Origin of the sequence: Streptomyces sp. NPDC004111 (genome assembly GCF_042874215.1) — a bacterium.
Classification (GTDB): Bacteria; Actinomycetota; Actinomycetes; order Streptomycetales; family Streptomycetaceae; genus Streptomyces.
Genome location: NZ_JBIAMU010000003.1, coordinates 481,028 through 504,555, shown reverse-complemented (window position 1 = coordinate 504,555; position 23,528 = coordinate 481,028). Strand labels below are relative to the sequence as shown.

The window sequence follows — 23,528 nt, the reverse complement described above, 5'->3', positions numbered from 1 at the left end:
CTCCTCCTTTCAGTCAGAGGGGAGGCTCACTGCGTGACGCGGGGCGCGACGGCGGCCAGCGTGCAGTCATGGGCGGGGCGGCACTGCACGGCGAGGGTCACCGAGCGCTCTTCGGCCCCGCCGCCGCCCTGCTTCCAGGCGATCTGCTGCTTTCCGGTGACGGTGACGACGTAGATGTACGCCTCGGTGATGGCCGCGGGGTTCTCCGCGAGGGCCGCCTTGAACGCGGCGGGGAAGTACCCCGCTGCGGGCGAGCCGGTGGCGTGCTGGTCCTGGTCGGCCATCCGTGACCAGAGCAGCGGGTCGGGGACCTGCCCGGCCACCGAGGACCAGTCGGCGTATTTCGTCTCGCGGCTCATCCAGGCGCGCATCCCGGCGAGGTGCTGGTCGCGGCCGGTGGTGCGGGTGTCGTAGGACCAGAGCATCTGGGCGGCGGCGCGGGCGTAGGCGACCGGTTCGGCGAGCTGGGGCGGCCGGGGCAGGGACGGGGAGGCGGTGGCCGCGGGGGCGGGCGCAGGGGGCCCGGTGGTCGCGGTGGGGGAGGGGGTGGGCGCGGTGTGCTGCGGGTCCTGCGGGCCGCGCCCGCTCAGCCAGGCGACGAGCACCGCGACGGCGAGCAGGCCGGTCAGGCACGCGGCGGCGAGCACGAGGCGTCGGGCAGGTGGGGAGCCTGCAGTACGGGCGGGCGCCGCCAGAGCGCGGAATCGTTTCTGCATCACTGGACCTGGGCGCCGAGGTTCGAGAAGAAGGCGACGATGCCGTTGGCGGCGCCGAGCCCGAGGGCGGCCCCTGCGGCGACGACCGCGCCCTTCTTGCCGTTGCTCTCTGCCTGGTGGCCGCCGGTGTGGTGGCCCCAGGCCCATACGCCCAGGGAGACGGCGAGCGCGCCGACGACGGCGATGATCCCGAACATGTTGATGCTGTTGACCACGTTTTTCAGGACGGCGAAGCCGGGCAGGCCGCCGCCCTGCGGGGATACGCCCGGGTCGAAGGCGAGCTGGACGGCGCGGTCGGCCAGGGGGAGGTGGGGGACGGGCATGGGTGTGGCGGGGCTCCTTGCGGGCGAGTGCCGACGGGAAGAGGCGCGGCGAAGGGGAGGGGGACGCCGTGTGCGGGGCGGGCGGGCCCGGAGCGTGCTCCGGGCGAGGCGTCAGAGGACGCGGCGGACGGCGAGGATCGTCCAGTCCTTGACCGGAGTGATCCGCACGGGCTTGGAGGTGCGCGGCGCCTCGATGACGAGGCCGGCGCCCATGTACATGCCGACGTGCTCGGGGCGGGCGGCCGTGCCGCGGGAGAAGATCAGGTCGCCGGGCTTCATTGCCGCGGGGGCGACCGGGGTGCCCTCGGCCACCTGGGTGTAGGTGGTGCGGGTGAGCGTGATGTCGGCGCGGGCGTACGCCTGCTGCATCAGGCTGCTGCAGTCGCAGCGGCCCATCGGGTCGGGGCCGTGCGCGTTGGTGCAGCTGCCGCCCCACTGGTAGGGGGTGCCGAGCTGTCCCATGGCCCAGGTCAGGGCGGTGCGGGCCCGGGGCGCGGCGTCCTGGGGGATCGCGTAGCCCTTGGGGACGGCTCCTTCGGGGATGCGGCCGAAGCCGGAGCCGTCCGGTGCCCGCGCGCAACCGGTCGCGGGGCTGGGCCTGAGGGTCTTGTCCGGTGCCGCAGTGCCCGGGGCGCCGGTGGTGGGGAAGGTCGCGGCGATGGCCTTCTGCAGTTCGGCGGCCAGGCTTTCCCACTTTGCGTAGGCGTCGGGGAAGGCAGATTTCTGGACCGCCTGGGCCGCCTGGGCGACGGTCATCTGCTGCCAACCGCCGACCTTCAAAAGCGCCGTGTAGAACTTCTCCGCGGCGTAGACCGGGTCGCGGATCTGCTGGGCGGTGCCCCAGCCCTGCGAGGGCCGCTGCTGGAACAGCCCGAGTGAATCGCGGTCACCGGAGGCCAGGTTGCGCAGGCGTGATTCCTGCAGGGCGGTGGCGAGCGCGATGATCTGCCCCTTGGCGGGCACGCGCAGGCTGAGGCCGGTCGCGATGATGGTCTGCGCGTGGGGGAGCTGCTCGGTGGGCAGGTCGAGGCCCTTGATCCGGATGGTCTTGTCGGTGGCCCCGTCGAGGATCTTGGTGATGTCGCTGGCGTCCACACCGGGCAGACAGCCGGTGGCGGCGCGCGCGCCGCTCTGCACGGCGTCGGCGGTGGAGGCCAGCATCATGCCGGATCCGGCGATCAGGAACGGGGCGAGTACGACGACCCCGAGGCCGGCGGCGAGCGCCTTCAACCGGGGCGGACCGCACGACTCCCGGCGGTCTCGGGCAGGAACGGATACAGCGTCATGAGCACGTCCTTCGACGGGGGAGGGGGCCTGGCGTGTGCCCGCTGAAGGGCAGGGGCGCGGCGGCAAGAGGGGGTGCCGGGCGGGCCGGGCGCGGACGGGGTGCCGCTCACCGGCAGGTGCCGGGCATGCCGCAACCGTGCAGCGCCAGGCGCGGAGCGAGAAGAGGGGGCTGTCCGCGGCGCGGTGCACCAGGCGGTTCAAAAACAGTAGGGCCGGAACGGCCGTTGACCAAAAGGGGTGCGGGGCACGGGTCGGAATCCGCCCCCTGGGCGGAGACTTCTTGGCCGTCGGCGCATTCGCCCCTACAGTTTTTGGACTCCCCTCTCCCCTCCTCGCACGGCCCCGGGCTTCTGCATGCCCTCGCGTTCCGGCCGGCGGGGACAGGCGTGCGAGAGGGCAGTTCCTTCGCGCCTTCCACCCGAATCGGGGTACCTCTTTGCCGTTTTCCCTCCACCAGGGCGACGCCCTCAGCGTCCTGTCGACGCTCCCGGACCGGTGCGTCGACTCCGTCATCACCGACCCGCCCTACAACTCCGGCGGCCGTACGGCGAAGGAGCGCACTTCCCGGACCGCCCGCCAGAAATACACCTCCGCCGACACCAAGAAGGTCCTGCCGGACTTCACCGGCGAGAACATGGACCAGCGGTCGTACGGATTCTGGCTGACGCAGATCATGACCGAGGCGCACCGTGCGACCAAGACCGGGGGCACCGCCCTGCTCTTCACGGACTGGCGCCAGATGCCCACCACGACGGACGCGCTGCAGGCCGCCGGCTGGCTGTGGCGCGGCGTGCTGGCCTGGCACAAACCGCAGGCGCGGCCCCAGAAGAACCGGTTCACGCAGAACTGCGAATTCATCATCTGGGGCAGCAAGGGCCCCGTCTCCGCCGACCGCAACCCGGTCTACCTGCCCGGCCTCTACAGTGCGTCGCAGCCCTCCGGGGCCAAGCGCCAGCACATCACGCAAAAGCCCGTCACGGTGATGCGAGAGCTGGTCAAGATCTGCCCCGAGGGCGGCACCGTCCTCGACTTCTGCGCCGGGTCGGGCTCCACCGGGGTCGCCGCCCTGCTGGAGGGCAGGGACTTCATCGGCGTGGAGATGACCGAGCAGTACGCCGCCATTGCCGCCGACCGGCTCACCGAGGCCACCCGCGAGGCCCTCACCCAGGACGACGTGGGACTCACGGCCTGAACGCCCATCACAGAGCGCCGCAGCGGGCATTCACCGCACCCCGGGGCCCGCGTGTGCCGAGCACCGGCGGGCCCCGGCGTTCCCGGCCCCGCACCCCCCTTTCCCCGTTTCCGGCTTCCAGGAGGCCCTCTCTTCCATGTCTGAATCCGCAGGCCCCCCGCCCGAGGGGGAGTTGGAGCCGATCCGCATTCCCGATGCCCAACTGGAGGGGATCGAAGCCAGCGTCCGCCGCCTGATGGAGCAGTCGGCGCAGCAGGCCCAGCAACTCGATCACCTCGCCGCCGCGCCGGACCCGGTCGCCTCGCCGTTCGCGGCGTTCGGCATGCCCGGCCTCGGCGGACCGCCGCCCGCGGCGGCCCCGGAGCCGCGCCCGATCCTGGAACTGGCCGGGGAGGAGCGCGAGGACGAGATCGACGCCCTCGCCGACTGGGTCGACTCCTTCCTGCTGCCGGTCTACGGGGCCGAGGTCACCACCGCGGCGCCCTGGTGCCTGCAGTGGGAGGAACACGACGACGTGGTCGCCTGGCTGCACGCCCTGTGGCTGTCCTACCAGCAGCACAAGGACGCCGAGGCCGGACTGAGCGGGATGCTCGTGTGGCACCGGGACTTCCTCACCCACACCATCGCGGCGATCCGCGCCCCCGGCGGCCCGCTGTCGGCGTGCATGACCTCGCCGGAGCGCCCTGCCCACCGGATGCTTTCCTCCCCGCCCGCCTCGGCCCGCTCCGAGCGGACCCCGGCGGCCGAGCCGACGGGCGCCGGTGAGCCGGACGAGCGGGTGGCATGAGCACCGACCGGCAACCGGCCTTCAGCCTGAGCTTCGACCCGCGCGCTCTGACCGATCTCCTGCAGGCCCCGGGGGACATCCGCGACCTGGCGCTCGCCCAGCTCCAGGACGTGGTGAACGCCGACCTGTTCGGCCGCAAGCTCACCGGGGACCTGAACGGCTACCGCAAGGTCGTTGTCGATGCCCGCCGGGCCTGGCGCATCGTCTACGCCGTGCGTCCCGCACCGCCCGCCTCCGCGCAGTACAAGGAGGTGCACGTGGTCGCGGTGCGCCCGCGCGCGGGCAACGACGTTTACGACACGGTCGGGCACCGACTCGGCCTGCCCCGGCGTCCGTTGAGCGCCCGTACCCACGCGGCGCGCTCCCGCTCCCCGCAGATCACCGCCGCGCCCGCCCCCGGTCTGCCGCCCGCCGCCCCGGCAGGGCTGGCGCGCCCCCAGCCCACACCCCGGTACGCACGCTGAGCATTTTGGAGCAGGCACCCCTATGACCTCTGACGAACCGCCGTCCGCCCGCCCCACGGTCTCCTCGCTCGACCATCGCATCGAGGCGGTCACCGGCCACGACATCGACTCCCTGTGGACCCAGCGGGACTGCGGTGTACTCGATGCACCGCACACCCTTCTGGTCGACCGGCACCGGCAGCTCGTACAGGCCGAGACCAGCGTCCGCTTCTACCGCACCCTGCTGCACCGGCTGTCCAGCGGCGAGTTCCCCATCGACACACCACTGTTCGAGCGCATCGACCGCACCGTGGACCAGCTGGAGGACGCCGCGACGGTCCGCGACGGGGCGGCCCAGCGGGTTCTGGCGGCACTGCAGCCGATCGAGACGGCACAGCGGGAGACGGCGGACGAGCAGGCGCCGCTGCCGGCCGCCGACCGGGCCGCACTGCTCTCGCTCGCAGGCGGTGCCAAGGTCCACGCCCACCTGCTCACCGGGCGGATGTCCGTCCCCACCGCCTCCGGCACCCGGGTCCCCTACGAGCGCCTGCAGGCGCTCGAATCCGCCGGGCTCGTCTCCCGGGACACCACCCACCCCGTGGAGGCAGGGCAGCCGGTCGCACTGACCGAACAGGGCCGCGCCGCCCTGGTCCGCCGCCCCCCGCCCAGCCGGGCCGCGGTCCCGCCGGCCTCCCGCCCCGGCCTGTGGCCCGTCTCTGTGCATCCCCGCCGCTGACCGCACTCCCCGCCCCGAGGACCCCATTGACCTATCCCGAACCCGACCTCCGCCTCGACGGCCTCAAGGACCACACCGGCCACTTCAGCCGGACGATCGGCCTGCTCCTGGGTGATCTGACGTTGCTGGCCGAGCACCACAGCCCCAGCGGCGACAGCTTCCATGTCCTGCACGACCGCTCGGCCACCTGGGGCATCCCCGGCGCCCCGCAGATCGTTGCCCTGCACCTGCAACGCGACGCCAAGGCCGGGACGTTCCGCTACGAGAGCAAAGAGCTGCCGCTGGCACCGATGGCGCAGTCCTGGCTCGTTGCCCGCGGCTGCCCGCCGGAGGCCATCGCCCTCAACCCCGACCTCGGCCCGGAGCCGGCCGACGACACGACGCGCGCGCTGAACAAGCGGCTGGTGAACGACGGCGACCACTTCGCCTGCGGGTACTCCTACACCAGGGACGACCCCGACAACTACGTCGTCGTGGTGGCGCTGCGCTCCATGGACGAGAAAGCTGCGGTGCCCTACCGCGTGCTGGTCGAGGAGATCGACTCCCAGGCGGAGGTCGTGACTCTGCGCGAGGGCGGCTTCGCCACCGTCCACGACGCCCTGCAGTGGTGCGACGACCGGCTCGGCGGGACGGCCGGCCCGCTGCCGCCCGTCCGCCCGGCCGCATCACCCGCCCGCCCGTCAGCCCTTCCGGCAGCCCCCCTGCCACCGCGGTCCGGCCGCGCCCGCTGACCGGGCGCCCCGGCGGGCGGGGCGCAACATAACCGGCAACCGCCGGTTAGCCAAACCGGCGAATCTGCGGACTCTTGTACCGCCGACGAGACCTGAGTCTTGTCCGCTCCTGCCATCCCTGTCGGTGCCTCCCGGAGGTTGCTTCCGCATGCGTACCACCCCCATCGCCCCATCCACCCTGCGGCACGGCGCAGTTGCCGGTGTCCGACGGCGCCCGTGCTGACCGCCAGCACCCCTGTCCTCACGCAGCCGCCCCAGGAGCCGATCCGGCATCCGGCCGGCTGCCCTTTCCCCGAGAGGAAGACCCCCTTGCACGACGATCCTCGTGACGGCACGGACTTTGTCGTGGGCGTGATCACCGAGCGGATCGAAGCGCATTTCGGCATGCCCCTCGACCGCCTGCGGGACGCCGTCGCGGCGGACCCGGCAGCGCGCCCCGCCGCCACCGAAGTCGTCTCCTGGCACGGACTGCTCGTCGACGCCCAGGCGGTTCTCGACCGTGCCGAGAACGACCTGCTGGCCGCGCTCGACACACAGCCCAGCGAGGTCGACGACCCGACCCTGGGCCTGGCCTTCCGCGTCGACGCGGCCGTCTCCGTGCGCGACGGGCGGGCCATGGTCGTGCGCTGGCTTCTCGACCCGGACGCGCACGGGCAGACGGGAGTGGCCGCCCAACGGCTGACCCGCCTGCGCGCCCGCACCCACCAGGGCCCGGCACTCCCCACCAGCCCGGCCGCCCGCCCTGCCGTCTCGGCCGTGGCACCGGCGGCCCGCAGGGCGCCGCGATGAGCGCCTCGACCAGGCCCAGTTCCATGGACGAACCGCTGGTCAACCTCTACGGCCGCACGGTCGCCGAGCTGCAGGGCCTGGCCGGAGGACCGGACGCCTCCCCGGCGATGGTGCGGGCACTGGAACTGCGGTCCTTCCTCGCGCTGGCCGAGGAACAGGTGGCCCAGGTCCGCGACCGGGTACGCGCGGCCATGGCGCCCGACCGCGACATGGGCGACCTGTCCGCGGAGAGCCTGCGGTTCGACGCGCAGTGGCTGGAGGCGGCACTGGCCACCCGGGACGGCTACCGCAACGCGCTGGACGACCTGCTGCGCACCATGCCGCCGCCCGCGCCGTCCTCGCGCCCGCTGAGCACCACCCCAGCGGCTGCCCCTCCCCAACCCGCCGCACCACTCCGGCGCGCCGGGGCACCGCAGCCCCGCTGACGAAAGCCCTTCGCTTGCCCCACCTCACGTCCACCGAGATAGCCGGACGGATCGAGGACCTGTACGGCGCCCCGCTGCCCGGCCTCACGGCCCACGCGCAGGAGCAGCCGCCCGGCATGCTCCATGCCCTGCTCAACATGCACACGGCGCTGGCCGCCGCCGAGCAGAGCACCCACTTCCACCGCGACCGCCTGGCCCAACTGGTCCAGCCCGGACGGGCAATCGGCGGGCCCGAGGTCTCCCACGTCCTGGACTGCGCACGCCGCCTCGCCGAGGCCGTCGCCGTCCGTGACGTCCAGGCGGTGACGGCCACCGCCGTCCTGCAGAGCCTCACCCGCACCCCCGCACCCCCGCCCGCGGCGCCCCCGCCTGTTCCCTCCGCCACGGCTGCTGCCCCACCCGCCCCGAGCCGCTGACACCCGCAGCCCCCCTTCACCTCCAGGAGTTCCTCCCATGGCCCTCACCGGCATGCCCCCCGGCACCGACGCTGACATCGCCCGGGTCACCGAGGCACTCGCCATGATCACTCCGCGCTGGAACGCGCGGATCCTGCTGGCGCTCGCCGGGCGCCCCCTGCGCTACAGCGAGGTCGCGGCAAAAATGCCCTGGCTCCAGCCCGGACAGCTCCACCCCAAACTGCGGCACCTGTGCGAATCCGGGCTGGTCGAGCGCACCGAGTACAGCGGCCGGCACGTCACCTACGAACACACCGCCCGGGGAACGGCGCTGCTGCCGGTGCTGCCGCTGATCAGCACTTGGGCGGAGGCACATCTGGAGGAGAGCGAGCGCCCGCTGCCCGCGATCGAGCAGATCGAGGACGGCCTGACCCTGCTCACCCGGCGGCACGCCGCCGCCATCCTGTGGGTCCTCAAGGCCCGCCAGGAGACCAGCGGCCGGGCGCTGGCGCAGACCATCCTGCCCACCGGCGAATGGACCAACATCTACCCGCCGCTGCGCCAGCTCGTCACCGACGGCCTCGTCGACAACCCCGGCACCGGACAGCCCTACCGGCTGTCCGCCGCCGGCCAGGGACTGGCCCCGGTCCTTGCCGCCCTGTCCGCCTGGGCGGCCGGACGGCCGCTCGCCCAGGCCGCCCAGCACCCGCTGTGGGGCCGCCCGCAGAAGCCCGCGGCCAGCCAGTGGGTCAGCAACCCGCCCCGCCCCATCCCCGCTGCCGCGCCCGACCGCACCGCCGCCGGGTACAGCCGCGACCTGTTCTCGCACCCCGCCGCACGACGTGTGCAGCCCGCCCTCCCGGCAGGAGGCCCGCGCCGATGACCTGCACCCCCGCCCCCGAGGACCTCCGCCACGCCCTCGCCCTGCTGTCCACTCCGGCCCTGATCCGCCTGATCACCGAGATCGACGACAACGGGCCGATACCCCCACGCCGGCTGAGCACCACGCTCTGCGACCTCCCCTCGCACCACCTGCGCCGGGCCGCTGACCAGGCCCGCACCCTGGGCCTGGTGCACGCCGGCCCCGGTGGCGGACTCGCACTGGCAGCTCCCGGCGTGGCCCTGGCCGACCTCTACGACGCCACCGCCCGCTGGGCGCGGCAGCACGCCTACCCGGCCCGCCTCTGCGGTTTCACCCGCCGTGTCCAGCACACCTTCCGCCTCCTGTCCCAGCCCACCGCCGACACCACGTCCCCGGGCCCCCGCGCCGCCGTCCCCCTGCTCTCCAGCCGGGCCGCCGCCGACCTCACCGGACCCCGCGGCCTGTTGCTCCAGTGGCTGTCGGCCAACCCGCAGGTGCTGCACCCAGAGGCCGAGGCCGCCGCGTGAGCGAGGTGGGCATTCCCCGGCACGCCCGGCACACCGCCGGGATGCTCCGCAGCCTGTATCTGCCGCGCACGGCGGATGCCGTGGCGTCCGCCATGTCGACCTACGGCATCCCGCTGCTGGTCCTGGCCACCACCAGGAGCGGCGCGCTCACCGGGCTCGCGTTCGCCCTGGAATGGGTCCCGCGCCTGGCCGCCTTCGGGTGGGCCGGGGCGGTCGTGGACCGGCGCGGGGCCTCGGTGGTCTTCTTCCTGGCCGCCCTCGGACGCGCCCTGGTGCTGGCGGCCGGTGCCCTCGTGCTCCTGGCGCACCCGGCGGGCCCGGTGGCGAGCGTGACCGTGATGGTGCTGGCCGCCTCCACCGGAATGCTCACCGAGGTCAGCTACCTTGCCGCCGAGACCGCGGGCGCCGCCGCCGGCCGCCGGGCGGGCTCCCATGCCCACCGCGTCCAGGCCGTGCTGCTGGGTATCGACCAGACCGCAAGCCTGGCCGGACCGGCGCTCGCCGGGCTGCTGCTGCTCACCGGCCCGCCGCAGATGCTGGCCGTGATCACCGCGTGCTCCCTGCTCGCCGCGCTGCTGGCCCTGTGCACCCCGCCCTCGCCCCTCACCCCCGCCCGCGCCCCGAAGAACCCGGGCGCCGCGCTGCGCACCGGATGGCGCACCCTGCGCACCCTGCCCGCGCTCGGCTGGCTCGTGACCGGCCTGATGTGCTCCAACCTTGCCGTCGGCGTCCTCCAGGCCGCCGGCCCGGTCATCGTGGTCACCCACTACGGGCAGTCCACCACCGCGGTGGGACTTCTCTGGAGCGCCGCCGCCGCGGCCACCCTCCTGGCGGTGACGATCTGCCGGTTCGCCCTCGACCGCGTGGGCCTGTGGCCGGTCGGCGCCCTGTGCGCGGTCCTCGCCTCGCTCGCCTGCCTCGCCACCGCCCAGGCCCCCGACTACCGCTCCTACCTGCTGCTGGTCGCCGCCTTCATGGCCGCCGAGGGCGGTCTGACGATCGTCCTGCGGACCCTGCGCGCCCGGCTGATCCCGCCCGACCGGTTCGGCGCCACCCTGTCGGTGACCGTGCTCATCCTGCTGCTGCCCTTCCCCGTGGCCGGCGTGCTGACCGCTCTCGCCCCGCCCGGCGTGCTCCCGCACGTCCTCACCGGCTGCGCGGCCCTGCAGGCCCTCGGCCTCCTCGTTGCCTTCACCCGCCTGCGCAGCGACCCCGCCCTGCGCCCGCCCCCACCCGTGGAGATCCCGCCATGCCCGCTGCCTGCCCCGAGTCCAGCCGTGCGCGCGGTCGCACCATCGCCGACCAGTTTCACAGCTTCCACGCCCAGCACCCGGGCATCTACCGGGCGCTGGAGCGCATGACCGCACAACGGCTCGCCTCCGGAGCCACCCGCATCGGCCTGAAGAACCTCTTCGAGGAACTGCGGAGCCAACTCCCGCCCGGCTTCGGCCTGAACAACAACTACACCGCCCTGTACGCCCGGGAGCTGATCGCCGCGCACCCGCACTGGGCCGGAGCCTTCGAACTGCGCCGACGTCGCACCCCCTGAACCTCCCCTGTCACCTCCCGATTCGGAGAACCCCGCGTTGCCCACACCCCGCCATGTCGTTCTTGTCGTCGCACCCTCCGAGGAGGTGGCGGAGGGGTACAGGTCGTACTGCCTGGCGCACATCGCCGCCGCCTACGACGTCGTCCTGGTCACCAGTGAACAGCCCACCTGGGAAGCCCAGTTCATCGTCGACTCCGAGGTGGCCGACCCGCTCGACGAGCAGGCCCTCGCCGCGGCCGGGCTGGCACTGGCTGCCCGGCACCAGGTTGCCGGGGTGATGACCTGGACGGAGGACTACCTCGTCCAGACCGCCCGCCTGGCCACCGTGCTCGGCCTGCCGACCAGCAGCCCGGAGTCGATGCTCGCCGCCCGCGACAAGGCCAGCTCCCGCCGCGAGTTCGCCCGCCACCACGTGCCCTCGGCGGATTCCATGACCGTCACCTCCCTGGTGGAGGCCGCCGTCGCCGCCGAGACGATCGGCTACCCGGTCGTCGTCAAACCGGCGGCCGGCATGGCCAGCATCGGCGTGCGCCGCGTCAACACGGCCGAGGAACTCTTCACCGCGTACGATGCCGCCGCCGTCGAGGCCGGCCACGCCATCGAGAGCACCCAGGTGCTGATCGAGGCGTATCTCGACGGGCCGGAGGTCTCGGTTGAGTGCGTCACCCACCAGGGCCGTACCAGCGTGGTTGCCGTGACCCGCAAAAAGCTGGGGGAGGAGCCGCACTTCGAGGAGGTGGCCCACTCGGTCGAGGCGGGCGACCCGCTGCTGGCCACGGTGGCACCGGTGGCCACGGCCGCCGTCCAGGCCCTGGGCATCGACAACGGCATCCAGCACGTGGAGATGCGGCTGGTCGCAGGCAAGCCGCACCTGATCGAGGTCAACGGCCGGATCGGCGGAGACATGATCGGCCACCTGGTACACCGTGCCACCGGCATCTCCCTGCCCCGCGCCGCCGCCGACATCGCCTGCGGCATCGCCCCGGACCTCACCGCCACCCGGACCGAGGCCGCCGCGGTCCGCCTGCTCTACCCGGACACCAGCGGCACCCTCAGCGTGCGCCAGTTCCCCGGACGGCCCACCGACCGCCCGCCGTGGCTGGAGCGCCTGCACTGGCAGCGCCAGGTGGGCGACGCGGTCCTGCTCCCGCAGGACGGAGGCGACCGGGACACCGCCCGCCTCGGCTACGTAATCACCGCCGCCCCCACCGCGGCGCTCGCCCAGGCCCGCGCGGACGAGGTGTCCCGGACCCTCCTGATCGGCGTGGAACCGGCCGCTCAGCCTCAGCAGGCAGCCACCGGGGCCACATGCGCGAGCTGACCGCACGTACGGGCACCCACGACACGATCGACGGCGACGTCTACGTCTCTCCGCGCTATCTCGCCCGCGCCACGGCCACCGGCGACCCCGCGCTTGCTCCCCTCCTGGCGGACGGCTGGGGCCTTCAGCACGACAGCCTCGGCAACATCCACGTCCGCGCACCCGACGACCGGATCCGCCTCGGCTACCTGCCCGAGGGCGAGGACGACGGACTCTGGCGCATCAACGCCTACCAAGATCCCTTCGGTGCCCCAGCGTGGGGCGTCTGCTTCAACGACGCCTGCCCCACGGAGTTCGTCCAGGCATTCACCACCGCGCTCGCCACCCTGTACGAGGCCGGCCCGAACGCCTATCTCGCCCACCCCCTGGCCGGAGACGCGGACCACGATCCCGCCCTCGCCGTGGAACCGTTCTACACCGCCGGCTGGCTGCTCGACCGCCCCCGCACGGACCGCTACACCGCGCAGCCCGCCGATGGGCTCGCCGGCCTGGAATACACCTCCGGCCCGCTCGACCCCACCGATGAGCTGGACACCCGCGCGGCCCGCTGGCAGCTCTGGGCGGGCACATCCATCGACCGCCCGGCCTGGTACGCCACCTTCAGCACCTTTACCCCGTTCCGCTGCTCAAGGCGGTCACAGAGTGCGTGGCCGATCCCAGGCCCCTGCCGCGCTGGCGCAGCCAGACGTCCAGCTACGTCAAACGCCTGGCACAGCTGACCCCGATTTTGCCGCCCAGCCCGCCGGTCCCGACGCCGCTGGAGGTCAGGAAAGCCTTCGCCCGCCAATCGGCTGCTCCCACTACCTCCAGCCTCCCGCGCGGGACCACCACCGGCCGCCCCGCCCTGCCCGGCCCCCGCCGGTAGGACCCCAGCCACCACCGGAGACCCGCGTGTCCCTGCAAGCCCGCGAGTTCTTTGCCGAACTCGGCCTCCCCTTTCGCGGAACCACTGTGGGAAACACCCACTACGTCAATCCCGGCGCGGGCTCACCGCTCCGGCTGAAGATCAGCTTCACCGACACCCGGTACAGGAACACCTACGGCGGCCTGCTTCTGACGCTCACGCACGTGGACCGAGGCCAACTCGATTCCGTAGCCCTCAGCTTTGCCGACCACGGCACCTTCACCCTTGAGGATTCCCTGCGGCGCCGGAACATTGCCGACACCTTCAACGTCACGCTCGCCGGTGCGGGCCAGCCGGCGTGGGCCGGAGCTGACACCACGGGCCTGAGCGACGCCATCGAGCGGTACGCCTCAACCTGGTTTCCCGGTGAAGGAATCGCCCCCGCGCCGCTCCGCGCCCCGTCCCGGGCGCCCCACACCACGCCCGCTCCGCCGGCCGCCCGCCAGGGCGCCCGCGCCCGCTGACGTGCGGCCCCCGACCTTCCTCCCGCGCCCCGCTCAAGCGGCCTTACGGCCCGGCGCGCGAAGAGCCCCGTCCTCATCCGTCAGGACACCAGCCCGCGCAGGGCTCCACAGAACCGTGAGGACGCCCATGCCAGACATCACCCACCCCGAGTACTTCCGCCGGCTCGCCCGAACCGTCGGGAGGATCTCCAAGGAACTGCCCCGCGCCCAGCACCTGAAGCGCGGCGACGACATCACTCCGGCCATCCATACAGCCGTCAGCGATCTCGGGTACATCCTGGCGGAGATCACCAGCGAGCTGGTCGCCAGCGCCCACTACGACCGCACGGAGCCAGCGGCATACACGCAGGCCGAGCGCTCCGGGACGGCCGCCCTCACACGCAGCGCACCGGCCCTCGGTGCCGCTCTCGGCCACCTCGCCCAGATCGTCGAGAGACTCGGCCATCTCCATGAGATGTCCCCGGCGCCCGCCGCGGACAGCGCGGCCCGGCACCACCCGCACCCGCCCGGCGTACAGAACTGGCTCCAGATCTATCTCGACAGCACCCGCAGCAATCTCGCCGCCGCGCGACAGCAGCTGCACAAGCACGCCGTGCAGGGCTCCACGACCGCCGCTTCCCGTACAGCGACGAGCCCCCCTCCCGGCGCCGCCGTACGCCGCACCGCCGCCTCGCGGTAGAGCCACCGGCCTGCTGACCTTGTTCGCCCCTCTCCCTAGGAGCACCTTCGTGCCCGTCCCTTCCGTCCGGAGCGCTGCCCGTTCCGCGGTCGTCGCTGCTGCCGTGACCAGCACCCTCGCCGGGGCACCGGCAGCAACCGCCCAATCCACCGCACCCCCTTCACCGGCCCCCGCCGTATCCGACCCGCCCCCGGCCCCGGAGGAGGGCAGCGTCGAGATCACCGCGACGGGCCCGGGCGGTGACGCCCTGCCCGGTGCCGCGTTCACCCTTCTCGACTCCGCCGGGAAGGAAGCCGGGCGCGCCACGAGCGACGCCCAGGGACGCCTCTCCTTCCCCGGGCTGCCGCCCGGCATCTACCGGCTGAAGGAGACCGCCTCGGGCAGTCCGCTGCACGCAGCGGTGGACGACCGGGACGTCGTCGTCACCCCCGGCACTGCCACCAAGCTGACGCTCGCCCACCCGTTCCGGGCCGCCCCGTTCCTCCTGAAGGCCAAGGACAGCAAGTCCGGCCGCCTCCTGCCCGGCAGCACCGTGAACATCGGCTCAGGCACCTCCACCCTGCTCACCCTCACCACCGGCCCCCAGGGAACCGCCACCGCGCAACTGCCCATGTCGAGCCGCACGGCCTCCCTGTGGGTCAGGCAGGTCAAGGCCCCGGCCGGCTACGACCTGTACCGGCCCTCCACGAAGTTCACCGCGACCCCCGGAAGCCCGGTCACCGTGACACTCACCAACACCCGCACGGCGCCCACCCTGCCCCCGGACCCGACCGGCAGGCCGACCACCGCCCCCTCCCCGGAGCCCACCACAGAACCTCCGACCGGGAAGCCCTCCAACGGCGCCCACTCCCCTCCGGGCCGCACCACCCCGGGCACCGGAGCGCCGACCACCCCCTCGGCGAAGGACGCCAGCCTGCCCCTGCCGCCGGCCGCGCACGGGTCCCTTGCCCGCACCGGAGCCGATGCCACCGCGTGGGCGATCGGCGGCGGACTCCTCCTCGCCGCCGGCGGCGGCACCGTCCTCGCCACCCGCCACCGCAGGGCAACCGAACCGGCACACGCCAAGAGGCGCAACAGCCACTAACCCCGCCCAACCCAGCAGGCCCCCGGAATACCCGGGGGCCTGCTGCGTGTGCAGCACCTCGATTGCCCCACCGGGCGCCCGACTAGGCTTTTGCTGTGACCGAGGCCCCTCTTCCGCCGGCAGACCCCGCGCAGCTGTGGCTGCGCATCAGCCACACCGACGACCTGCTCGACACCCCGCACGCGGACGCTCTGGAGCGATGGGACGTGACCGTGCGCCACGGCCGCCACGTCCCCGGTGATGCCCTCGGCCCAGGGCAGGCCACGGATGCGGAGGTCGGGGCCATGACCTTCTACCGGGTGCATGTGGACCGCGGCCAGAACGCCCACCGGGCGCTGGAAGAGGAGTCGGACGACCTCTACGAGATCGCCCAGGCCGTGCTTGACCCGGCCACCGGCAACCTGACCGAGGCGGCCAGCGAATCACTGGAGTACGTCGGGACCGGGCTGCTGATCATGGACCGGGTGTACCTCGCCCCCGAGTGGCGCGGCGCCGGCCTGGGCAAGGCACTCGCCGTGGAGGCGATCCGCCGCCTCATGCCCGGCGCCCGGGCCGTGGTGTGCACTCCGGGCGTCACCGACCTCACCGGCAGCGCCCTGTGCGACCGGGCCGAATGGGACCGGGTGACACGGAAGATCACCCGAGGGTGGGAGCAACTGGGGTTCCGCCACCACCAGGGCGACGTCTATCTGCTCTCTCCCGCCTCCCTTGAGCTGGAGGAGCAGTGCGACGAGCAGCGGCGCCACCTTGCCACCCTCGCCGTGCGCTGGCGGGCGGCCCACCCCGAGGCCGGATAGCCGCCCGTGCCGGGGCACACAGCCCCGGCGGCGCCAGGCACGGACCGTGCGATCGGAGCCGACCAGGCCAGTTCGCCGCAGGCAGACGGGAAAGCTGCCGGAAAGCCTTCCCAAGGTGGGCCGGGCATGTCAAGGTAAACGACCTTGCAGGAAACCCCAGGTCAGAGACGGGACTTGTGCAGAGCGCACCCGTCCTGGCCCATCGTTTCCGCGCTCGCCGAGCACCACGGCCGGAGGGGCGGCGGCACCCAAGACACGCCTCGCGCGCTCCGCGCCGCCGGCCGCCACGCCTTCCCGGCCCGCACTTCAGGAGGCTGCCCGTGATACGTCCGGAGATGACCGTCGGCGACCTGATCGACTGTCTGTCCGCCCACGACCGCGACCTCCCCGTCCGGTTCGCAATGAACCCCTTCTTCCCGATGGCGCACCGCCTGGAGCAGGTCGTGCAGTCCACGGACGCCTGCCGGCGCCCCGTGGTCTACCTCGCCGAAGGGCGGGCCGCCGACACCCAGATCGGCCATCTCCCGCACGAGGCAGCCGTCGCCCTGACCTGGCACGGCCCCGTGCAGGCGCCCCAGCGCCGCCCCCGCCGCACCGCCGGCAAGTAGTTCCGAACCCCAGCCCTTGGAGGCGCCCCTGTACCCCGACTTCTTCCGTGGCCCGCCCACCCCGGCCGACACCCCGAACGCGTACTGGGTCGGCCCCCGGCACCTCGCCGGGGACGACGGGCGGCTCTACGACGCCGTCGCCGAGGCCCTGGACGGTCTCGGCTGGACCAGCCTCACGCTCGTGCGCGGGCGGCAGGAGCCGGACGAAGCACCGGAGGGCCGACAGGTCCTGCGCAGTACCGTCCTGCACATCAGCCCCGACACGCTCCGCTGGGCCCAGTGGGTCCTGGCGGACGAACCCTTCCACCTGGGGGACCTGCCGATCGCCTGGCAGGTGTCCGCGCGCGCCGACACCAGCAGCCCGCTGGCTGCCTGGTCCGCGTACTTCTCCCCGGACGTCCCCGGAGAGGTCCTCGCCGACTTCCTCGGCGCGCTCGATGCCCGCGACCAGCCGACGGCGCAGCTCGGCGGGCCCAACCTGGTCCTGGACGCGGTCACCGCACACGGCTGGCTCCGCGACATCGACCACCCCCAGGCGGGCGCCACCGACCCCAGTTTCACGGCGCACGTCACCTTCGGTGAAGTACCGGCCCTCATCCAGGACGCCAACCCGCGCGCCCTGACCACCGGGGCCGACGAGCCGGGCCTGGCCGGGTGGCAGGCATGGGCCGAGCCCACGTTCGGCGGTCCGTGCCTGTGGACGGTGTCCTTCGGCGCCAGCGTGCCGCAGGACCTCATAGCCGTCTTCGCGGCCTCCATGAGCGCGCCCACTCCGGCGCTGCGCCGGGTGCTCCCGGAGGCGACCCGCGATCAGCTCCTGCGGGCGCCGGCGGGCTGATCACCTAGCCTGCTCGATCCACGGAACACGCAAGCCCGGCCTCCCCGTTCAGGGGAGGCCGGGCTTCGTGCTGCTCCGGTACGCAGGCCGTGCCGCACGTCGGCGGTGGCAGCAGCACGGCAAGGGGGATCGGCAGGTCTCTAGGATGCGCGGATGATCAAAGAAGCGTCATTGCGCGGGTACCTGCTGGAAGAAGTCCTTGCCTGGCTGCTGCGGTCCAGCGGGTTCGAGGTGCTGACCGCACAGGACGACCAGCCCCCGGGGAATGTGCTGCGCGAGAGGAACCGGGGCTTGGAAGTGCGCGGGCGCGGCGCCTGGCATCAGGCTGACGCGCTGGGGGAGTTTCGTTACGTTCCGCCGTTCTCCCTTCCGGTCCGTCTGTTCGTCGAGGCGAAGTACTACGCGAGTTCCCGGGTCGATCTGCCCACGGTCCGCAACGGGCACGGCGTCGTCCACGACGTGAACGAGGGCGTCACCACGACGCTCGCATGGGACCCGAGCCGCGGGCGGCCCGTGACCCGCTACCGGTACAATTACGCGATCTTCTCCACCAGCGGGTTCACCCCGAACGCTCTGGACTATGCCCTCGCACATCAGATATCACTGATCGATTTGTCCATGCCGGACTTCCAGGGACTGAGACACCTGGTCAAGCACTGCGCCCAAGATCTCCATGCCGCATTGACCGCCACCCCCGAATCCCAGCGCCCCCAGATATTCCAGCTGCGGCAGTATCTCCGCGCTCACCTGCTCGACCTGGAAGTCCCGGACGGGCATTTGCCCGCCCCCTTGCGGGTGCCGTTGGACGTGATGGCGCAAACGCTGTCGAGCCGCTCCACCCTCGGTCTCATCCTTGCCTTTCCCGCCGCGCCCTTCGTGCTCGGACTGGCCTCCAGCGACCTGTACGGCTTCGTGAAGTATGCGAAGGCCCAGCCCACCCATGCGGTTCGGCTCCGCCGCCGCGGAACCGCCTCGCCGCATCCGGTCTGGGAGGTCCGCTCCGCTGGCGACCCGGACGCCTACGCGCTCACCTTCAGCCTGCCGAAGCGGGTGGAGGAGTGGATCCTCGCCCAGGACGAAGGCAGCAGCTCGCGCACGCGGTGGGTGAAGAGCAGCATGCTCTCCACTATGACCCTGTACTGGATGTCCGGCGACCATGCCCACACCTTCCAGCTTCGGTACGCAACGGGTGAACTGCGCGGCGCCCACTGACCGTTACGCAGGATTCCCGCCGACGCGCCACGAGACGGCGCGCCGGCGGGAGCCGTTCAACGGGAAGTCCGGGCCTTGCCGACCGCCTTCGCCAGGTGGGCGTCCACCAGCTCCGGCGAACCGGCCACCACCACCAGAACGTTCCCGGCGAGGACGGCCGTCTGCTTGAGGGCGGTGCGCTGTCCCCCGGCGGCATAGGTGAGCTGCAGGCTCCACTGCCGGTCGCCGAGTTTCGGGGCGGACAGCGGCCGGGTGGTCACGCCGATGCTGGCGCCCCCGATGCCGACCTCGTACGTGGGGCACCCGGTCATGGCGTCGAATATCCGGGCGATGCTCTCGGCAAGGGTGCGGGCGCCGTTGCTGTAGAGCTCCTCGGAGAACTCGGCGCTGCCGCTGGTGGTGAAGGCGGTCTTGGCCCGGTGGGGGAAGTCGAGCGAGACGGTCGCCGCCTCGCTGCCCAGCGCGCTCAGAGCGGGGCACCCGTGCACCGTGGTGTCGGCGGCCTGGTGGGCGCGGTCGGGCTTGCGCTGGTACCCGATGCCCAGGTCGCTCTCGGTGAGCAGGCGTGCCTCCAGTGCTGCGGAGGACAGCGGGGCGGTGGGGCGGCTGGCGTCGGCATGGGGCCCGGCGGGGGAGTGCGATGGCCGGACGGGGGCGGCTCCGGAGGGGGAGCAGGCGGGAAGGAGGAGAGAGGCGGCGGCGGTGAGAGCGAGGGTGGTGGTGACGCGAACGCGCATGACGGAACTGACCCCTTGGTGCTGGACGACGGGCGGTCAGTGCGGGCCCGGAGGGCCCTGGGGTCGAAGGGGTGGGGTCAGTGTCCGAGGTGGCGCAGGCAGTCCTCGAACGTAGCGTGTGTCGCGTCCGCGGGGCCGGTGCGGCGGTTGTACCAGGCGGTGTCGAGACGCGTCTCGTGCTGCTGGTGGCCGGCCCGGCACCGCAGCCAGATCTGGTCACGGGTGGACAGGATCAGCCAGTCCCGGTAAGTGCCGCACTCGGCGCAGGTCACCATCTCGCCGTCGAGGACGAGGGGGGACGGCCAGGCGGTCATCCGGCCGTCGAGCTGGTCGTGGCTGGGCACCCGCAGCTCCGGCGGGAGGAAGTCGTCCACGAGCGGTGCCGGCGCGCTCCGTGCGCGCTCGGCCTCGGCCCGCAACTGCTGGATCTCCGGCGGCACGTAGTCCTGCAGCTGTGCGGCTGCCTCCAGGTGTCGGCGCTCCGTCTCGCTGATCTCCGCCGCCCGGCGGCGTATTCGGTGAAACACTCTGGCGTTCTCCCTCGGCTCGTCCTGCACGCGTCATGATCGTGCCCCAGGTGACGGGCAAGCTCAATTCACAAGTTCAACAGTCGCGGCCGGAGGGTGCATACTGCGCCTGCCGTGCCCGAGAGGGAGATCACGAGTACGCCACGGCACGTGCCCGTCGGGGGCGCAACGGCGTTGGCCAGGTATGCCTTACGCCGTTCCGCCCCCTGTTGTGGCCCAACTACGCGATGCCTACTGGCTCGAATCGCCGTACCTGACGCATCCGCCGTCCTGCCCATGTGCGGGTGCCGACGTGCTGCCCGAGCCGCCGCGGCCGGAACAGGGCTCGGCCCGGCGCCCGCGTCCGCAGTCGTGGTGGTGAACTCCTGCCAGGAGCCGAGGGGTCACCGCGCGGGCCCCGGCTGCTTCCCGCGGGAACCTCGGGCGGAGGCCCGGCCCGGCACCTTGCCCGGGACGGACGGGCTGTTCGCCGCGGCGGGCTGGGCCAGCGCGGACGTGTCGGCGGGCAGACCGGCCATGCCTCGCAGCCGCCACACCAGGACGTCACTGACCGAGTCCGCCGTGGCCAGCTCGCGCCGTGCCGCAGCCCTGGCCAAGAGGTGGCCCGGGTCGTTCCCCGCTGCTGCGGCGTCGGCCATGGTCACGGCCAGCGCATGCCAGCCGGGCTCGGCGAGGATCTGCTCGGCCAGCTCCGGCAGCGCTTGGCGCACCAGTACTGCCTGCTGCTGGCGGACCGGCCGGTGCATGAGCCGTCCCCGCCGCTGCAGGACGCCCATGGGCTGGGATGCAGCTGCCTGATAGGCGGACCGCAGGTGTTCGGCGGCCTGCTGGGCGGCGGCGGCCTGCTGCGCGTGTCCCTTCCGCGCGTGCCAGTGCATGGCCGCGGTGAGAAGGAAGGCGAGCATGTCGATGACCATGGCGGTCGTGGCACCGTCCTCGCCCCGGCCCATGGCGGGCCCCCCGGCCACGAGATCGCGGGCAGCCTGCCGCAGCGCCCGGTCGTGGCCACGCTCGGCCCGCACGTGGGAGCGCGAGGCGCGTTCGAACGCGATGGCCGCTGCCCGCAATTGGCTGCGAGTGTGTGCGGCCGATGTCTGCACGAGCGCGTCGAGGACCTCGCCGGCCGAGGCGATGTGCGCGGCGACAACACCCTCACCACCGAGGTCCACCACGGTGATCGCGGCCCAGACCGCCGAGGCGGTTCGCCTGCGGGCGGAGGACGGGCTCACCGGGGCCGGGCCGTCTGTCGAGGCGGCCGGGCCGGGCTGGTCGGCGGACCAGCGTTCGCGGATCCGCGGCAGGGACAGGTCCGGGGCGAGACGCGCGCCCGGATAGAAAACCGGCTGGTTGTCCTTGTTGCGGTCATCGGGCAGGGCCACCTTGTAACCGAGGAGGTCTCCGGAGGGGGCGACGCGTTTGTCGATCAGCAGGCCGGCGGTGGCCAGCCTGCGGAAGAACTCCTCCTCGCTCCGGACGCCCACCACTGCCTGCCGCACGGTCGTGCGCAGCTCTTCCCGTGCCGTGCGCGCGCGGCCCTGACGTTCGGCCTTGTGCCGCTCGGCACTGGTGGGACGCTGCGCTGCGGTGCCGTCGCCGGGAACTACCCGGCGGAGGCCGAGTTCTTTCTCGATGAGCCGCGCTTCGGCCTGTGCGCGGGCGCCCGAGCGGTAGTCGTCGGGGCGGTGCCCGTCCTCGGTGACGAGGGTCGCGACGATGTGGATGTGGTCGTCGGCGTGGCGCACGGCGGCCCAGCGGCAGCCGATCTGGCCGCCGCCTGGGTCGATGCCGGTGGCGGCGACGATGCGGCGGGCGATGGAGGCCCACTCCTCGTCGGACAGGATCCGGTCGCCGGGGTCGGCGCGCACGGAGGTGTGCCAGACGTGCTTGGCCGGGCGGGCGTGCTCGGCAAGGGCCCAAACCGGCTGATCCAGGAACTGCTGGAGGTCGGTGAGGGTGGCTTTCGGGTCGCGGCCGGGATCGGGGGACATCCCGTCGAAGGACGCGACGAGGTGAGGATCGGTGTGCTCTTCGTGCTTGCCCGGGCCGTAGAGATAGGCCAGGAGCCCGATGGTCCGGGACCCCGACTTGTTGACGCTGGGGATCATGAGCTGCGGCGTTCGATCAGATGCGTGGCGGCTTCGTGGGCGGTGTCGGCGGCACGACGAACAGCGGCGATGGCTGCTTCGAGCTGAGGAACATCGGCACCGGAGTTGAGTGCTTTGACTGCCTGGTTGAGGTTGCTGCCGGCCCAGCCGAGCCGACGCCGACTGTCGAACAGGGCGGTGATCACTTCACGGTCGTCGGCGATCTCGGCAGCGGTGCGGTCGAGATCGCGGGCGGCGGCAAGCGCGGAGCGGGCGAGGAAGCCGGCGATAGTCAGGTTGCACCGGACGGCGGCGGCGGCGATCAGGGCGATTTCGGCGTCATTGAAGCGGGACGTACGCAGGTGACGGCGCTTCTTCTCGGGCGGCTGACGTGGACGCTGACGTGCAGGTCGCTCACGAGGTCGACGAGTCGGCTTGGGTTCCTCCTCCGGCTTCGATCCGCCCTCGGTCGAAGCCCTTAGGACCTGCGCCCCCTGGTGCAGGTCCTCTTCCGCCCTCTCAGGGGTGGAAGAGGCGGAAGTACTACTTCCGCCCCAACTTGCTCCTCGTGAGGACGGGTTGACGGTCGCCTCGTCGTCCGGGGTGGTCAGGTGCTGATTCGGTTGCGTCATCGTGATGGGGGCCTCGTGGCGAGTCGGTGCTGGATGGTGGCGGCCAGTTCGACCATGTCGGCCGGCCCGTCGAGGAGCAGGACAGGCCCGTCGGACGCGTACTGGACGAGCCACTGCCCATTCGGCGCCGTCAGCGCCGCGTACAGGAGCCGTCGGCGGACCAGGACGGTCGCCCAGGCGTCGGCCTCGGCGGGTGTGGGCGGGGACGAACGGGCAGAGCGGCGTGTCACGGGCAGTCTCCTGGAAACCGGGAGGTGGCCCGGCCAGAAGCCGGGCCACCTGTAGCGATAGGGGCGGTGAGCTGCACGTTTGCCCCAGTTAGCCGCACTCGGGGCAGCGCCCCACATGGTTGGTGAGGGCCCGGGCCATCCGTGCTTTCGCCGAATCGGCCTGCTTGGCACTCGACTTCCCCGAGGGTTTGTCGGCGTACCGCGCGGCGTGCGCGGCCATGTAGCCGATCTCGCGTACGTACTCGTCACGGACGGCCTTGAACCGGCGGCAGGTATTCATTGGGGGCTCCTTGCGTTGGTGTTGGTGCTCTCTTCGCTCCACAGCCTGTGGAGTACGGATCCGATTCGTTCGTTCCGGACACCGGGAAGGTTGTTCACTCGGATGATTTCCCGCAGCTGCACCCGGGTGAGGGACTCGTTGCCGTCCCGCGCGAGCACGTCGGGGACGAAGGGGTGGGCCAGCTCGACGAGGAGTTCCACCGCCGGATCAGCCACGCGCTGCGCACGCTTCTTCCGTGGGCCTCGCTGACGTTCCTTACTCCGGCTATTGCCCGGCGCCTGCACCTTCTTCGTCTTCCGAGACGCGACCTTCGGTCCCCGGTCCCCGGTGGGTTCGGTCCCCGGCTTGGTGGGGGTCGGTCCCCGGTCC

Annotated in this window: 30 protein-coding genes and 1 pseudogene; 21 read left to right on the top strand and 10 right to left on the bottom strand. The window is 72.6% G+C overall.

Annotation, left to right across the window (positions count from 1 at the left end; all coding sequences use genetic code 11):
- Nucleotides 1-26 precede the first annotated feature (26 nt).
- The 3 genes from ACFYVL_RS09255 to ACFYVL_RS09245 form a co-directional block, all read right to left on the bottom strand.
- Nucleotides 27-716: a hypothetical protein gene (locus ACFYVL_RS09255; RefSeq protein ID WP_389242386.1), complete on the bottom strand. Its 690-nt coding sequence runs from the start codon at nucleotides 714-716 to the stop codon at nucleotides 27-29.
- Nucleotides 716-1,039 (bottom strand): DUF6112 family protein, encoded by a 324-nt coding sequence (locus tag ACFYVL_RS09250; protein ID WP_389242384.1) that lies wholly within the window; start codon nucleotides 1,037-1,039, stop codon nucleotides 716-718. Before ACFYVL_RS09250 ends, ACFYVL_RS09255 begins: the two co-directional genes overlap by 1 nt.
- A gap of 111 nt (nucleotides 1,040-1,150) precedes the next feature.
- Nucleotides 1,151-2,269: a C40 family peptidase gene (locus tag ACFYVL_RS09245; RefSeq protein ID WP_389242382.1), complete on the bottom strand. Its 1,119-nt coding sequence runs from the start codon at nucleotides 2,267-2,269 to the stop codon at nucleotides 1,151-1,153.
- Nucleotides 2,270-2,762: 493 nt separating this feature from the next.
- Here ACFYVL_RS09245 and ACFYVL_RS09240 point away from each other — a divergent pair, with 493 nt between their 5' ends.
- The 21 genes and pseudogenes from ACFYVL_RS09240 to ACFYVL_RS09140 all read left to right on the top strand — a co-directional run bounded on the left by ACFYVL_RS09240 (nucleotide 2,763) and on the right by ACFYVL_RS09140 (nucleotide 18,669).
- Entirely contained in the window at nucleotides 2,763-3,518 is a 756-nt protein-coding gene (locus ACFYVL_RS09240) for a DNA-methyltransferase (protein ID WP_389242380.1), read from the top strand.
- Nucleotides 3,519-3,753: 235 nt separating this feature from the next.
- Nucleotides 3,754-4,305 carry a DUF4913 domain-containing protein gene (locus ACFYVL_RS09235; RefSeq protein ID WP_389242579.1) on the top strand — a complete coding sequence of 184 codons (552 nt, stop codon included), beginning with the start codon at nucleotides 3,754-3,756 and terminating at the stop codon, nucleotides 4,303-4,305.
- Nucleotides 4,302-4,769: a hypothetical protein gene (locus ACFYVL_RS09230; protein ID WP_389242378.1), complete on the top strand. Its 468-nt coding sequence runs from the start codon at nucleotides 4,302-4,304 to the stop codon at nucleotides 4,767-4,769. Before ACFYVL_RS09235 ends, ACFYVL_RS09230 begins: the two co-directional genes overlap by 4 nt.
- Nucleotides 4,770-4,791: 22 nt before the next feature.
- Entirely contained in the window at nucleotides 4,792-5,484 is a 693-nt protein-coding gene (locus tag ACFYVL_RS09225) for a hypothetical protein (RefSeq protein WP_389242376.1), read from the top strand.
- 26 nt (nucleotides 5,485-5,510) lie between these two features.
- Nucleotides 5,511-6,215 (top strand): hypothetical protein, encoded by a 705-nt coding sequence (locus ACFYVL_RS09220; protein WP_389242374.1) that lies wholly within the window; start codon nucleotides 5,511-5,513, stop codon nucleotides 6,213-6,215.
- A gap of 309 nt (nucleotides 6,216-6,524) precedes the next feature.
- A complete protein-coding gene (locus ACFYVL_RS09215) occupies nucleotides 6,525-7,004 on the top strand; it encodes a hypothetical protein (protein WP_389242372.1) in 480 nt (159 codons plus the stop codon).
- Nucleotides 7,001-7,429 carry a hypothetical protein gene (locus tag ACFYVL_RS09210; RefSeq protein WP_389242370.1) on the top strand — a complete coding sequence of 143 codons (429 nt, stop codon included), beginning with the start codon at nucleotides 7,001-7,003 and terminating at the stop codon, nucleotides 7,427-7,429. The genes ACFYVL_RS09215 and ACFYVL_RS09210 overlap by 4 nt, the downstream gene beginning before the upstream one ends.
- Before the next feature lie 14 nt (nucleotides 7,430-7,443).
- Nucleotides 7,444-7,845 carry a hypothetical protein gene (locus ACFYVL_RS09205; RefSeq protein ID WP_389242368.1) on the top strand — a complete coding sequence of 134 codons (402 nt, stop codon included), beginning with the start codon at nucleotides 7,444-7,446 and terminating at the stop codon, nucleotides 7,843-7,845.
- A gap of 37 nt (nucleotides 7,846-7,882) precedes the next feature.
- On the top strand, nucleotides 7,883-8,707 hold the full coding sequence (locus ACFYVL_RS09200) for a winged helix-turn-helix transcriptional regulator (protein ID WP_389242366.1): 825 nt from the start codon (nucleotides 7,883-7,885) through the stop codon (nucleotides 8,705-8,707).
- A complete protein-coding gene (locus ACFYVL_RS09195) occupies nucleotides 8,704-9,213 on the top strand; it encodes a regulator (protein WP_389242364.1) in 510 nt (169 codons plus the stop codon). The genes ACFYVL_RS09200 and ACFYVL_RS09195 overlap by 4 nt, the downstream gene beginning before the upstream one ends.
- 41 nt (nucleotides 9,214-9,254) lie before the next feature.
- A complete protein-coding gene (locus tag ACFYVL_RS09190; RefSeq protein WP_389242362.1) occupies nucleotides 9,255-10,574 on the top strand; it encodes an MFS transporter in 1,320 nt (439 codons plus the stop codon).
- Nucleotides 10,463-10,762, top strand: coding sequence for a hypothetical protein (locus ACFYVL_RS09185; RefSeq protein WP_389242360.1), 300 nt, complete (start codon nucleotides 10,463-10,465; stop codon nucleotides 10,760-10,762). Before ACFYVL_RS09190 ends, ACFYVL_RS09185 begins: the two co-directional genes overlap by 112 nt.
- 37 nt (nucleotides 10,763-10,799) lie before the next feature.
- Nucleotides 10,800-12,083 carry an acetyl-CoA carboxylase biotin carboxylase subunit family protein gene (locus ACFYVL_RS09180; protein WP_389242358.1) on the top strand — a complete coding sequence of 428 codons (1,284 nt, stop codon included), beginning with the start codon at nucleotides 10,800-10,802 and terminating at the stop codon, nucleotides 12,081-12,083.
- Nucleotides 12,071-12,948, top strand: a pseudogene (locus tag ACFYVL_RS09175) (DUF317 domain-containing protein). Before ACFYVL_RS09180 ends, ACFYVL_RS09175 begins: the two are co-directional and overlap by 13 nt.
- A gap of 26 nt (nucleotides 12,949-12,974) precedes the next feature.
- Nucleotides 12,975-13,451: a hypothetical protein gene (locus ACFYVL_RS09170; RefSeq protein ID WP_389242356.1), complete on the top strand. Its 477-nt coding sequence runs from the start codon at nucleotides 12,975-12,977 to the stop codon at nucleotides 13,449-13,451.
- 127 nt (nucleotides 13,452-13,578) lie between these two features.
- A complete protein-coding gene (locus ACFYVL_RS09165) occupies nucleotides 13,579-14,130 on the top strand; it encodes a hypothetical protein (RefSeq protein ID WP_389242355.1) in 552 nt (183 codons plus the stop codon).
- A gap of 103 nt (nucleotides 14,131-14,233) precedes the next feature.
- Nucleotides 14,234-15,214, top strand: a complete 981-nt coding sequence (locus ACFYVL_RS09160) for a collagen binding domain-containing protein (RefSeq protein WP_389242353.1) — start codon at nucleotides 14,234-14,236, stop codon at nucleotides 15,212-15,214.
- Nucleotides 15,215-15,309: 95 nt separating this feature from the next.
- Nucleotides 15,310-16,011 (top strand): hypothetical protein, encoded by a 702-nt coding sequence (locus ACFYVL_RS09155; RefSeq protein WP_389242351.1) that lies wholly within the window; start codon nucleotides 15,310-15,312, stop codon nucleotides 16,009-16,011.
- 320 nt (nucleotides 16,012-16,331) lie between these two features.
- The gene (locus ACFYVL_RS09150) at nucleotides 16,332-16,619 is read left to right on the top strand and encodes a hypothetical protein (protein WP_389242349.1); all 288 of its coding nucleotides are present in this window, start codon (nucleotides 16,332-16,334) and stop codon (nucleotides 16,617-16,619) included.
- A 16-nt stretch (nucleotides 16,620-16,635) separates the two neighbouring features.
- Complete coding sequence (locus tag ACFYVL_RS09145) at nucleotides 16,636-17,457, top strand: DUF317 domain-containing protein (protein WP_389242347.1); 822 nt, start codon at nucleotides 16,636-16,638, stop codon at nucleotides 17,455-17,457.
- Between the two features lie 153 nt (nucleotides 17,458-17,610).
- Nucleotides 17,611-18,669, top strand: a complete 1,059-nt coding sequence (locus ACFYVL_RS09140) for a hypothetical protein (protein ID WP_389242345.1) — start codon at nucleotides 17,611-17,613, stop codon at nucleotides 18,667-18,669.
- Between the two features lie 56 nt (nucleotides 18,670-18,725).
- Here ACFYVL_RS09140 and ACFYVL_RS09135 read toward each other — a convergent pair whose 3' ends face one another.
- The 7 genes from ACFYVL_RS09135 to ACFYVL_RS09105 all read right to left on the bottom strand — a co-directional run bounded on the left by ACFYVL_RS09135 (nucleotide 18,726) and on the right by ACFYVL_RS09105 (nucleotide 23,374).
- Nucleotides 18,726-19,406, bottom strand: coding sequence for a hypothetical protein (locus ACFYVL_RS09135; RefSeq protein WP_389242343.1), 681 nt, complete (start codon nucleotides 19,404-19,406; stop codon nucleotides 18,726-18,728).
- Between the two features lie 77 nt (nucleotides 19,407-19,483).
- A complete protein-coding gene (locus ACFYVL_RS09130; RefSeq protein ID WP_389242341.1) occupies nucleotides 19,484-19,933 on the bottom strand; it encodes a hypothetical protein in 450 nt (149 codons plus the stop codon).
- Between the two features lie 383 nt (nucleotides 19,934-20,316).
- A complete protein-coding gene (locus tag ACFYVL_RS09125; RefSeq protein ID WP_389242339.1) occupies nucleotides 20,317-22,038 on the bottom strand; it encodes a relaxase/mobilization nuclease domain-containing protein in 1,722 nt (573 codons plus the stop codon).
- The gene (locus tag ACFYVL_RS09120; protein ID WP_389242337.1) at nucleotides 22,035-22,649 is read right to left on the bottom strand and encodes a hypothetical protein; all 615 of its coding nucleotides are present in this window, start codon (nucleotides 22,647-22,649) and stop codon (nucleotides 22,035-22,037) included. Before ACFYVL_RS09120 ends, ACFYVL_RS09125 begins: the two co-directional genes overlap by 4 nt.
- Entirely contained in the window at nucleotides 22,646-22,879 is a 234-nt protein-coding gene (locus tag ACFYVL_RS09115; RefSeq protein ID WP_389242335.1) for a hypothetical protein, read from the bottom strand. Before ACFYVL_RS09115 ends, ACFYVL_RS09120 begins: the two co-directional genes overlap by 4 nt.
- Before the next feature lie 88 nt (nucleotides 22,880-22,967).
- On the bottom strand, nucleotides 22,968-23,159 hold the full coding sequence (locus ACFYVL_RS09110) for a hypothetical protein (protein WP_389242334.1): 192 nt from the start codon (nucleotides 23,157-23,159) through the stop codon (nucleotides 22,968-22,970).
- Nucleotides 23,156-23,374, bottom strand: a complete 219-nt coding sequence (locus tag ACFYVL_RS09105; RefSeq protein ID WP_389242332.1) for a hypothetical protein — start codon at nucleotides 23,372-23,374, stop codon at nucleotides 23,156-23,158. The genes ACFYVL_RS09110 and ACFYVL_RS09105 overlap by 4 nt, the downstream gene beginning before the upstream one ends.
- Between the last annotated feature and the right edge of the window lie 154 nt (nucleotides 23,375-23,528).